The 10802-nt window shown below is 47.1% G+C and carries 7 protein-coding genes; 5 read left to right on the forward strand and 2 right to left on the reverse strand.

Going from position 1 to position 10802, the window contains the following annotated elements; all coding sequences use genetic code 11:
- Window positions 1-267 precede the first annotated feature (267 nt).
- On the forward strand, window positions 268-2256 hold the full coding sequence (locus tag AC06L3_RS04465) for an OPT family oligopeptide transporter (protein ID WP_475669420.1): 1989 nt from the start codon (window positions 268-270) through the stop codon (window positions 2254-2256).
- A gap of 27 nt (window positions 2257-2283) precedes the next feature.
- Window positions 2284-3504: a peptidase T gene (gene pepT / locus AC06L3_RS04470; RefSeq protein WP_475669421.1), complete on the forward strand. Its 1221-nt coding sequence runs from the start codon at window positions 2284-2286 to the stop codon at window positions 3502-3504.
- Between the two features lie 255 nt (window positions 3505-3759).
- Here the strand turns inward: pepT and AC06L3_RS04475 are convergent, their stop codons facing one another.
- Window positions 3760-4725 carry an STAS-like domain-containing protein gene (locus AC06L3_RS04475; RefSeq protein WP_475669422.1) on the reverse strand — a complete coding sequence of 322 codons (966 nt, stop codon included), beginning with the start codon at window positions 4723-4725 and terminating at the stop codon, window positions 3760-3762.
- A gap of 9 nt (window positions 4726-4734) precedes the next feature.
- Window positions 4735-5571, reverse strand: a complete 837-nt coding sequence (locus tag AC06L3_RS04480) for a glycerophosphodiester phosphodiesterase (protein WP_475669423.1) — start codon at window positions 5569-5571, stop codon at window positions 4735-4737.
- Between the two features lie 68 nt (window positions 5572-5639).
- Here AC06L3_RS04480 and AC06L3_RS04485 point away from each other — a divergent pair, with 68 nt between their 5' ends.
- From AC06L3_RS04485 to AC06L3_RS04495, 3 genes are read left to right on the forward strand one after another with little or no spacing between them, the layout of a single operon-like run.
- Window positions 5640-9185, forward strand: coding sequence for an AsmA family protein (locus tag AC06L3_RS04485; protein ID WP_475669424.1), 3546 nt, complete (start codon window positions 5640-5642; stop codon window positions 9183-9185).
- A gap of 4 nt (window positions 9186-9189) precedes the next feature.
- On the forward strand, window positions 9190-9903 hold the full coding sequence (gene rsmI / locus AC06L3_RS04490; RefSeq protein WP_475669426.1) for a 16S rRNA (cytidine(1402)-2'-O)-methyltransferase: 714 nt from the start codon (window positions 9190-9192) through the stop codon (window positions 9901-9903).
- Window positions 9881-10795, forward strand: a complete 915-nt coding sequence (locus tag AC06L3_RS04495; protein ID WP_475669425.1) for a helix-hairpin-helix domain-containing protein — start codon at window positions 9881-9883, stop codon at window positions 10793-10795. Before rsmI ends, AC06L3_RS04495 begins: the two co-directional genes overlap by 23 nt.
- Window positions 10796-10802 lie beyond the last annotated feature (7 nt).

The following is a 10802-nucleotide window of genomic DNA, read 5'->3' on the forward strand; positions in this document are numbered from 1 at the left end:
ATCCTCTCGCGATTCCGCCGCGTGAAATCATAGTCCCTAACTGATAAAATCATTTACAGACTATCTTTATCTTTCTTTACCTCTGTTGTTCTTCTCTCGCATCATGTCAATGAACTGTCCCGTTTCTCGAACGGGGATGCAAAGGTAAGAACTTTTTCTTCAATACCAAATTATTTTTGACTTTTTTTATTCTTGCAATTATGAAACGCAGAGTTTATCTTTGATATTTGTTTGAAAACAAGATTATAACAATAATAAACAACATATATGGAGAACGAAATCAAGAAAGGTTTGCCGGAGAATGCCGGCAGGGAACTCAAAGCCGGTGAAAAGTTCATTCCTATTCTGGATCCGGCCAAAAGCCATCCGGAAGTCACATTCTATTCAGTGGCTATGGGCTTGCTTATGGTAATAATCTTCTCGGCTGCCGCCGCATATCTCGGACTAAAGATAGGTCAGGTGTTTGAGGCGGCCATTCCTATTGCAATCATTGCAGTGGGGCTCACAGGTGCCCTCAAGAAGAAAGGCGGCCTGGGACAGAACGTAATCATACAGTCTATAGGTGGAGCTTCCGGAGCGGTTGTAGCAGGAGCAATCTTCACACTGCCAGCCATCTACATCCTTGGGCTTGAAGTGAATTTCACGCAGATGTTCCTCTCATCATTGCTTGGCGGCATACTTGGAATCCTCTTCCTCATTCCTTTCAGGAAATACTTTGTAAAGGAAATGCATGGCAAATACCCTTTCCCTGAAGCAACCGCAACAACACAGGTGCTCGTAAGCGGTGAAAACGGAGGTGCCAGTGCAAAGACATTGGTCATCAGCGGTCTGATTGGCGGTATCTATGATTTTCTCATTTCAACATTCGGAACCTGGAGCGAGACCATAAGCACAACTGTAATGTCATGGGGCGCGGCACTCGCCGACAAGGCCAAGCTGGTTGTCAAGCTCAACACAGGCGCCGCAGTGCTCGGCCTCGGTTATATAATAGGTCTCAAATACGCATTCATAATCTGCTGCGGCTCATTCCTGGTATGGCTCGTGATAATACCTCTTATGAACATAATCTGGGGAGCCGACATCATTGACCTGATGAACACAGGTACCATAACCCAGACAATCGGAGAAATGAGTCCAGACATAATTTTCAAGACCTACGCAAGACATATAGGTATAGGTGGCATTGCAACTGCCGGCATCATAGGAATCATCAAATCCTTCGGAGTTATCAAATCCGCAGTGGGACTCGCTGTAGGAGAATTTTCAAAGAAGGGTTCAAATGAAGGAAATGCGAATGTCGAGCGCACCGAGCAGGATCTCCCGATGAAGAACGTAGTGTTTGGCATAATCATAGCCCTTCTCTGCATCTTTGCATTCTTTGCGTTCGGCGGAGTTGTTGAAAATATCTGGCAGGCTGTAGTCGGTCTCATTATTGTTGCAATCATCTCCTTCCTCTTCACAACCGTTGCTGCAAATGCCATTGCAATAGTTGGCAGCAACCCTGTAAGCGGAATGACACTTATGACCCTTATCATTGCATCACTTATTCTTGTAGCTGTAGGTCTCAAAGGCAACACAGGAATGGCAGCGGCCCTGATTATAGGCGGAGTTGTCTGCACAGCACTCTCAATGGCCGGAAGTTTCATCACCGACCTCAAGATAGGATACTGGATAGGTTCAACCCCTAAGGTTCAGCAGAAATGGAAATTCGTGGGTACCATAGTTGCAGCCGCAACAGTCTGCGGTGTGATGCTTCTCTTGAACAAGACCTACGGTTTCACCGGCGACAATGCCCTGGTTGCTCCTCAGGCAAATGCCATGGCAGCTGTCATTGAGCCAATGATGAACGGCGGCGGAGCCCCTTGGCTCCTTTACGGAATAGGTGCAGTGATTGCCATTGTCCTCACTTTGTTCAAAGTACCTGCACTGGCTTTCGCCCTTGGAATGTTCATTCCTATTGACCTCAACCTCCCTCTCGTAATCGGAGGCGCAATCTCCTGGTATGTAGGTTCAAGGAGCAAGGATGAGGATGAGGAAGTGAACAGGAACAGAGTGGAGAAAGGCACTCTCATTGCATCGGGTTTCATTGCAGGTGGAGCTCTAATGGGCGTTGTCAGCGCAATCCTCAAATTCGCGCAGCTCGACCTCTTCCTCACGCAGTGGAACGCAGCCTACGGAGAAGCCATTGCCATCCTGCCTTTTGCAGCCCTTGTAATCTATACAGCCTGGGCTTCAATGAGAACAAAGAAACAATAAATCGCTGTAAAAAAATATAAAAGCAAAATGGAAACAGTTGTAGATAAATTTCTAAGATATGTAAGTGTTGACACTCAGTCAAATGAGGAGTCGGAGAGCCAGCCAAGCAGCGCAAAGCAGCTTGATCTGTTGAGGATGCTGTGCGAGGAGCTGAAGGCTATGGGTATTGAGGCAAGCCTGGATGAATGGGGTTATGTAATGGCAAGCATCCCTGCCAACAATGGCAAGGATACTCCTAAAATAGGTTTCATAGCCCACGTTGACACCGCTCCCGATGCAAGCGGAAAGGACATCAAGCCTCAGTTCATTGAGAATTACGATGGGTCTGACATTGCCCTCAAAGGCGTTGAGGGCCTGTACCTGAAGCCATCCGAGTTCCCTGAACTTCTTGACCACAAGGGCGAGACACTTATCACCACCGACGGCACAACCCTTCTGGGCGCTGATGACAAGGCCGGAGTTGCCGAGATCATGGCGGCTGCCGAATGGATTGTGAACCATCCGGAGTTCAAGCACGGCGAGATAAAGATCGGCTTCACGCCAGATGAGGAGATAGGACGCGGCGTTGTGAAATTTGATGTACAGAAATTCGGTGCCGACTATGCCTATACAATGGACGGCGGTGAACTCGGGGAACTGGAGTTCGAGAATTTCAACGCAGCTGCGGCCACAGTGCACATTCAGGGCTGCAACGTGCACCCGGGATACGCAAAAGGCAAAATGAAGAACGCCATCCGCATTGGCATGGAGCTCAATTCACTGCTCCCTGCAGGCCAGAAACCGGAATACACACAGGACTATGACGGTTTCTTCCACATAATAGGATTCAACGGCACGGTTGAGGAAGCCACATTCTCATATATCATAAGGGATCACAGCATGGAGCTTTATGAGGACAAGAAGAAAGTCATGCAGCAGTGCGTGGATTTCATCAACACAAAGTATGGAGAAGGCACGGCAAGCGTTGAAATAAAGCATCAGTACTACAACATGCGCAAGCAGGTTGAGCCTTACTATTTCATTGTTGAGAAAGCAATGGCCGCTATGGAAATGGAGGGAATCAAGCCTAAGGTTCAGCCTATCAGAGGCGGCACCGACGGTGCGAACCTTTCATTCAAAGGTCTCCCTTGCCCAAACATCTTTGCAGGCGGCCTGAACTTCCACGGGAAGTTCGAGTTCGTTCCAGTTCCTAATATTGAGAAGGCCAGCAAGGTCATCATCAATATTGTGAAACTCTTTGCGGAGTAAATATTCCGGGCTCTATTTATTCCACAAAGGATGCTTCTCCGTGCAAAGCACAAACCGTGTGTTTTGGTGACTCCGGAATGCCGGGAACAAAGCGCATCATAAACCGAAAATCACCTGGCACGCTGGTATGTCCCACACCACACTCTGGCAATGGTCAGTGTTCCAGGTGAGGCAATTTTGCCCCGCCCGGAACATCAGTCAGCCCTACAGTCACTTCTAATGGCTATCGTTGTGCCAGGTGATTTTTGGGTTAGTCTACATAATCTGTTGCTTCAAAACCTTGTAGCGTCTTTGCAGCGCTACAAGAATGCTGCGTTCCGCCATCTGTGATAATCCACAGAATGTGATTCGCTTCTTCAATTCGTTCAAAGGGATGTCAAATAACAATTTTGCAATACACTCATCAGCAAATGAGTTTGACACAACATTCACGCCCGTAAAGTCAAGAACTACCCGCTTGTTGGCATTTAATAATGCTAGGAGTTCCGAACGTATTTTTGCTCCCATGTCACGTGTGCCGAAATCAGTGCCGAATCGGGAGAAATTGAAATGCACATCGGCTTTCTGATCAATCCACAGTGACTCTATTTCATCAGTTTCTACAAACGATTCGTTGAATTGCTCTTCGGCATTGGTCCGATGATCAACCACGTCATTCGGATTGATTTCCATAGATGTGCTGATTTCCATATACACAATAGTTCCCAGCCATAGTCCGTTATCAATTATTTCAGTGGTTCCGTCCTTGAATACAAGCTTGTGTGTTCCTGAATGCAGTATGAATTTCAAGCCTATATCCTTCATCATGCGGGTTGTGGCATACAGACCGAATCCCATCCCTTTGCCATCCGTAACAGAATCTTCAATGCATAATCTGAGAGCGTCCTGTTCGCTGATGTCATGGAATTTGTCATTTTCAGCCAGAGACTCCCGTATTCCCATTCCATCATCAGCTACCAGGACCCGAAGCACATTATTTTCTGCGTCAAAATGTGTAATGGCTGTTCCCAATGGCTTTCCTGAATGAATATGCACATTATCAAGTATTTCGTAAAAGCAATAGCTCATTGCTTGCAGTACACTTACCTCTATCTCAAAATGAGAAGTGAGAGTCTGCATCACCTGCTTGTATACTTCATTCAAGGAATGAGCATCAAAGACATCTATGGAAATGTCCTGCTTCTCCGGAAAATACTCTTTGATGAGAAATGCTACGTTCATAACGGTTGTTTATTTCCTGTATTTGGCCACGAGTTCCTGTGTGAGGACAGGTTCGTTGGTTGTTATGTAATCAACACCCAGCTGAATCATTGTTTCAATCTTGTCAGGATCATCAACGGTCCAAACGTTCACTACCATACCAAGTGAATGGGCCTGCTCTATCCATTCATGGTTGGCAAGGAGGGTGGAGTATTCGTAGTCAATGCCCATGATACCATCCTTGCAGATTTCCTCAGGTGATTTGTCTCCAAGAAGATACTGAACAGGAACCTCCGGCATCTGTTTGCGCAATTCCTTGCAGATATCGTAGTTGAAGGCTATGAAGTCCGTTCTGTCGGCCATCCTGTACTTCCTGACAAGAGCAACGACCTTTGAAACCACCTCAACTCTCTTGTCTGCAGGATGAGTCTTGACTTCAAGGACAAGTCTTGGTTTCACTGTCCCTTTTCCTGCAACCTTCCATCCCTTCTTTGCAGCCTTGAGGAATTCCTCAAGAGTTGGTACACCGTCGCCGTTCTTGAACTTGACATCAAGCATGCGGGCGTATGTAACTTTCTGTACATCCTCCACGTCACCCACCTTTGGTCCGTGGCAGACAACTATGACACCATCCGATGTCATATTCACATCCAATTCACAGGCGTATGCCTGAATCTCAGCGGATTTCTTCAGTGCTGTAATAGTGTTCTGAAAACTGCCGTCGGTTTTCCAATAACCGCGATGTGCAACAACCTTCACATCCCCTTCCTTGTTCTGAGCCATCATCTGTGTTGAAAAAAGCAAAGTTGCTGCGGCAACGAACATGGCTGAAAGCATTCTGCCTGAATTGAAAATCATCTTCTTCATATCAATATGTTTTTTATGCCTCTAAGTTATAAAGAAAATTCTTATTTTTGAGGATTATTATTTGGAGCATGAACAAAGTTGTAAATGTCCTGAAAACCATAGGTAAAATACTGCTCATAGCAGTTGCCGCACTTATTGTTATCCTTATGGCGCTCAATCTGGCCATAAGGCCGGCAAGCCTGAAGAAGATTGTCGAAAAATACAGCTGCGAATATCTTGACGCCAGCATAAAGGCCGACACCATTGAATTGCATCTGCTGAAGAATTTCCCTTTTGCAAGTCTTTCAATCAAGAACTGCGAAATAATATCCAAAGCTTTTGACTCTCTGGACAGTGCAAGCAGAGCCGGCATACCGAGCTATGCCGATACCCTGGCATCTTTCAGTGAGCTCAGCATTGCAGTAGCTGTTCCTCCTCTTCTTTTCAACAAACTGAAGATAAGAAAGGTTGAAATGGTCCAGCCTATTGTGAACGGATACAAATCCGCATACGGTAAATGTAACTGGGACATTGTAAAAATGCAGACAGACACTACAGAACAGGCCGATTCCAGTTCAATGGCCGTAAGCCTCAACCGTCTTGCGGTAAAAGGCGGTGCCTCCATCTCGCTGGAAAGTGCTCCTGATTCCATACAATTGGACCTGGATTTGAGAGAACTGTCCCTGCGTGGCAATTTCTCAACGGTGATTGATGAGAACAATGTGACCCGCGCAAAGATTTCACGTCTTACATACCAGTTCAATTCAACCAGGAAAGTGATTGCGGACAGCAGCAAGGACAACGCCCTGAAGTTCTCAATAGATTCCCTGAGCATGAGGAAAAGGAAGAACAGTGATATGATTTCCGTTCTGCTCAAGACAAGGACTGATATGAGGATGCACGGAATCTCGGTAGCCAGGAACATTCCATTCGATGCCGAAGGAAGGATAGAAATGAAGGAAGGCAGTGATGACAGACTGGACTTCAATATAGAGGATCTCATTCTCAGGATTGCAACCATTCCTCTGGAGATGAAAGGCAGGTTGAGCGTAGATGGAAGCGGAGTTGAAATTCCAGAACTGAGCGGAAGGATAAACGGCTACAATATAAAGGAACTCTTTGCATACATACCTGAATCATTCCTTGATCCGGACAGGATAAGGACAGATGCAAGCATAAATGTGGCAGCGGATGTCAAGGGAAGATATGATTTCAAGAGCGGTGAAATGCCGGTGGTTGATTTCAGTTTTGCCATTCCGCAGAGCACAATCGAGCTAAGAGGAAGCAAGGAAGGACAAAAAGCCGTGTTCAAGAATGTTGAGGCGGATATGAATCTGCATTTTGACCAGAAGGATATCAAGGCTAACAATCTCAATATAAACAAGTTCAGCATTGAGGGACGAGGAATAGACTTGAACGTTTCAGGATCCTGCAAGGAATATACGAAGGATCCTGTTCTGAACTTCAAGGCCAGCGCAGCCATTGATCTGGACACGCTCTCAGCCATTATCAAACCTAAGGATGGAACAATAGCAGGAGGAGACCTGAACGGCAATTTCACCATTGCCGGCAAATTGAGTGACTTGAATCTGTTCGCACTTTCAAAAAATACTCTGAGCGCATCTTTGTCTTCTGATTCCCTGCTCCTTGATATGCCGTCACAAGGTATATTCCTGAAATCCGGGAAGGCCGAACTGTTTGCCGGAATGGTTGGCAACAGCAAGGACAGCCTCATTCAGAACGGCAAGAAAGTCCTGAATCTTGAAATAGCACTTGACACTCTCAACCTCAATTACAAGGACAGTGTGTTCATTGCAGGAAAGTCTCTTGAGTTCACAGGAAATCAGGAGGCTCCAAAAGCGTTGTCCCAGAAGGAAGCTCAGAAGCTGCAGGAGGCTATGAAAGCAAACAAGAACAGGAGGTCTGAAGGTCCTACGCTCACACTTCACGGAAATCTTGAAATCGGCGGTCTGAGAATGAGGGACATTGACTCAACCAGCCTTTCATTGCGCAAGGCAGGCGGCTCGTTCAGCATCACACCTTGGACAGATGGCAAGACTCCGGTTGCTTCACTGGCTCTCGATTCAAGAGTCATTGGAACAAGGAGCGGAACCGACAGATTCATGGCAATGGGAACTTCAATGTCCGTGAAAGCCATTATGCACAGGCCAAAGTTCAGGATGGATTCAACCGGAACTTATGAATTCAATCTCAAGATGTACAGCAGGATGGCTTTGCGCAACTGGGACATCAGCGGAACAATCAAGTCCGCTTCCGGCAGAGTGATAACACCATCCTTCCCGTTGAGGACAAGATTCTCCAATTTCAATCTCGACATAAACAACAATGGCATGGAGTTCAAGGACACCAGACTGAACCTTGGCAAGTCCTCGATTGCATTGAGCGGAACATTGCAGGGCTTTGCTGATGCCGTTACAAGAAAAGGCAAGCTCAGTTTCACAGGCAAGGTTACATCCGACTCGCTCAACATTGACGAACTCATGCTTGCTTACACAAAGGGACTTGAGTTCCAGAGCAAGCTTGCCCAAGGTAATGTACAGGAGGAGATGGTGCAGTCAGACGAGAATCTGGAAAAGGTCTTGCAGGAATCCATGGACTCCGACACCACACAGATCAAATCACCGGTAATCCCGGAGAGCATAGCTGTTAACATAAATCTTGACCTTAACAGAATAACTACCAGCGAAAAAGTTGTTGACAGGCTGTCAGGAAACCTGATAGTAAGGAACTGCGCATTCCAGATGAACGCCTTCCAGGCTGCCATCAAAGAGGGCACCATAGATTTGAATGCCTTCTATGCCGCTAAGAAAATAGATGACGTTTCCGCCGGCTTTGATTTCAGAATGAATAATTTTGAGATTGCGGAGCTCATTGATCTCTTGCCTCAGGTTGACACTCTCCTTCCTATGCTCAGTTCGTTCGAGGGCAAGGTGACCTGCACAATCTCTGCAATGACCAAGGTGGATTCACTTTTGAATCTCCAGATGAATACGGTGAACGGTTATGCCACATTGGTTGGCGAAAATATGGTTCTGATGGATGGTGAGACATTCACCGACATAGCAAGGAAACTGAGATTCAAGAACAGGGACAAGAACCTGATAGACAAGATATCCGTTCAGGCTGTGATAGCGGACAACAAGATAGAGATATTCCCGTTCGTGCTTACTATGGACAGGTACAAGGCTGCTATCAGCGGTACACAGAATCTGGACATGTCATTCAACTACCATATATCGGTGCTCAAATCGCCTATACCTTTCCGCATAGGCCTTACAGTTCACGGCACACCGGACAAAATGAAATTCAAGATAGGCCGCTGCCTGTACAAGAGCGAGGATGTGCCGGTATATACAGAACTTCTTGATTCTGCCAGAGTGAACCTGAGAAATCAGATAAGGGACATTTTCATAAGTGGAGTCGAGAGGGCGGTAAGCAACAGCAGCGCTGCGGCACTTGCAAGGAAAGCTGTTGAAGAAGGACAGAAGAGCGGAGCAATGACAGAATTGTCTGCAGATGAGAACAAGCAGCTTGATTCAGGAAATGCAACTCCTGAAGGAATACAGCAGCCTGCAGACAGCACGAACACAGAAAACGGAGGGATGAATCAATAATATGATGGGGAAATTATTTCTGGTACCAACGCCCATAGGGAATCTTGAAGATATAACTTTGAGGGCGCTCAGGATCTTGAAGGAGGTTGATCTCATTCTGGCAGAAGACACACGCACCAGCAGCGTGCTGCTCAAGCACTACGAGATTGCAACCCACATGGAGAGCCACCATAAGTTCAACGAGCACAAGACTTCACAAGCGGTCTGTGAAAAGATTGCCGCCGGAATGAATGTTGCGCTCATATCGGATGCAGGTTCACCGGGCATTTCCGATCCGGGGTTCTTCCTTACCCGCGCCTGCATTGAGGCCGGGATTGAAGTTGAAGCACTGCCCGGGGCAACAGCCTTTGTACCGGCGCTCACAAAAAGCGGTTTTCCAACCAGCACTTTCACATTCCATGGCTTTCTGCCTGTAAAGAAAGGCCGCCAGACAAAGATGCTGGAACTTGCTGAATGCCAGCATACGTCAATCGTTTACGAATCACCGTTCAGACTGGTCAGGACGCTTGAACAGATTGTGCAGTTCATGGGAGCGCAAAGAGGAGTTGCCGTATGCCGTGAACTTACCAAGAAATTCGAGGAATGCCGCCGCGGACCGGCACAGGAGGTTCTCAACTGGTATAAAAACAACCAGCCCAAGGGCGAAATTGCCATCATAATTGCAGCGAAGGATTACAAGTGGGGGGAGGATAATTATGAACAGACAGAAGAGGAGTAGCAGCATTGCCATCATTTCACTCCTGGCAGGCCTTCTGGCTTTCCAGATTTACACTTTCTTTTCAGTTGAACACTGCCCCACCCTGGGCGATAGTCCGGCATTGTTTGACTTCAACCCGAACACAATAAGCCACGACAGCCTGCTGCTGCTTGGCTTTTCGGATGCGCAGGCAAGAGGCATTGAAAACTATCGCTGTAAAGGAGGAAAATTCCGCAGGAAGGAGGATTTTGCAAGGATGTACACCGTTTCTCCGGAAAAGTATCAGGAGCTGGAGGCCTTTATCGTGATTCCTGACATTTACGGCAGCAGTTCGGAAAGAAAGCTGAATCATACAGCCGGAGGTTATGGCAGGAATCGCAGCAGAGATATCTATCAGAGGAGGGAGTGGAAAGAATACGACACGATGCAGAGGGTCAGGGGATTCAGACGGGACAGCGATTCGCTGCAGCCAGTACGCGTCCGGGCAGTGCGCTCGGACACCATTGATCTGAACTTTGCCGACAGTGCCGACCTCACATCTCTCATGGGAATAGGCGCCTATTATGCCAGGAAGATTATGGATTACCGCAACAGGCTCGGCTTCTTCTACTGCGACAGCCAGCTGCTCGAAATTCCCGGTATTGACTCAGCACGTTTCGCCAGGCTCAGAAGCCGCATACAGGTTTCATTGCCATCGGAGTCAGTCAATGCAGAATCCGACCATAGGATTGCGCTTTCAGAACTTTCAGACAAAGAAATGGCATCGCATCCCTATATAGGGGCATTTGCGGCAAGAAGCATGAGTTTCATCAGAAAGAAATATGGCGCAGAGGCACTCACTATTGAGAACCTGCTGCGCCAAGGTGTCATCACCGCCGCACTGGCGCGTAAACTGTCACACTATTTCAAATAATACTTAT

Source organism: Candidatus Egerieousia sp. (assembly GCF_056211015.1).

What these genes read in the sequence shown, in the direction of transcription:
- AC06L3_RS04465 (WP_475669420.1), top strand. Translation starts at nt 268, where the DNA reads ATGGAGAACGAAATCAAGAAAGGTTTGCCGGAGAATGCCGGCAGGGAA.
- rsmI (WP_475669426.1), top strand. Translation starts at nt 9,190, where the DNA reads ATGGGGAAATTATTTCTGGTACCAACGCCCATAGGGAATCTTGAAGAT.
- pepT (WP_475669421.1), top strand. Translation starts at nt 2,284, where the DNA reads ATGGAAACAGTTGTAGATAAATTTCTAAGATATGTAAGTGTTGACACT.
- AC06L3_RS04475 (WP_475669422.1), bottom strand. Translation starts at nt 4,725, where the DNA reads ATGAACGTAGCATTTCTCATCAAAGAGTATTTTCCGGAGAAGCAGGAC.
- AC06L3_RS04495 (WP_475669425.1), top strand. Translation starts at nt 9,881, where the DNA reads ATGAACAGACAGAAGAGGAGTAGCAGCATTGCCATCATTTCACTCCTG.
- AC06L3_RS04480 (WP_475669423.1), bottom strand. Translation starts at nt 5,571, where the DNA reads ATGAAGAAGATGATTTTCAATTCAGGCAGAATGCTTTCAGCCATGTTC.
- AC06L3_RS04485 (WP_475669424.1), top strand. Translation starts at nt 5,640, where the DNA reads ATGAACAAAGTTGTAAATGTCCTGAAAACCATAGGTAAAATACTGCTC.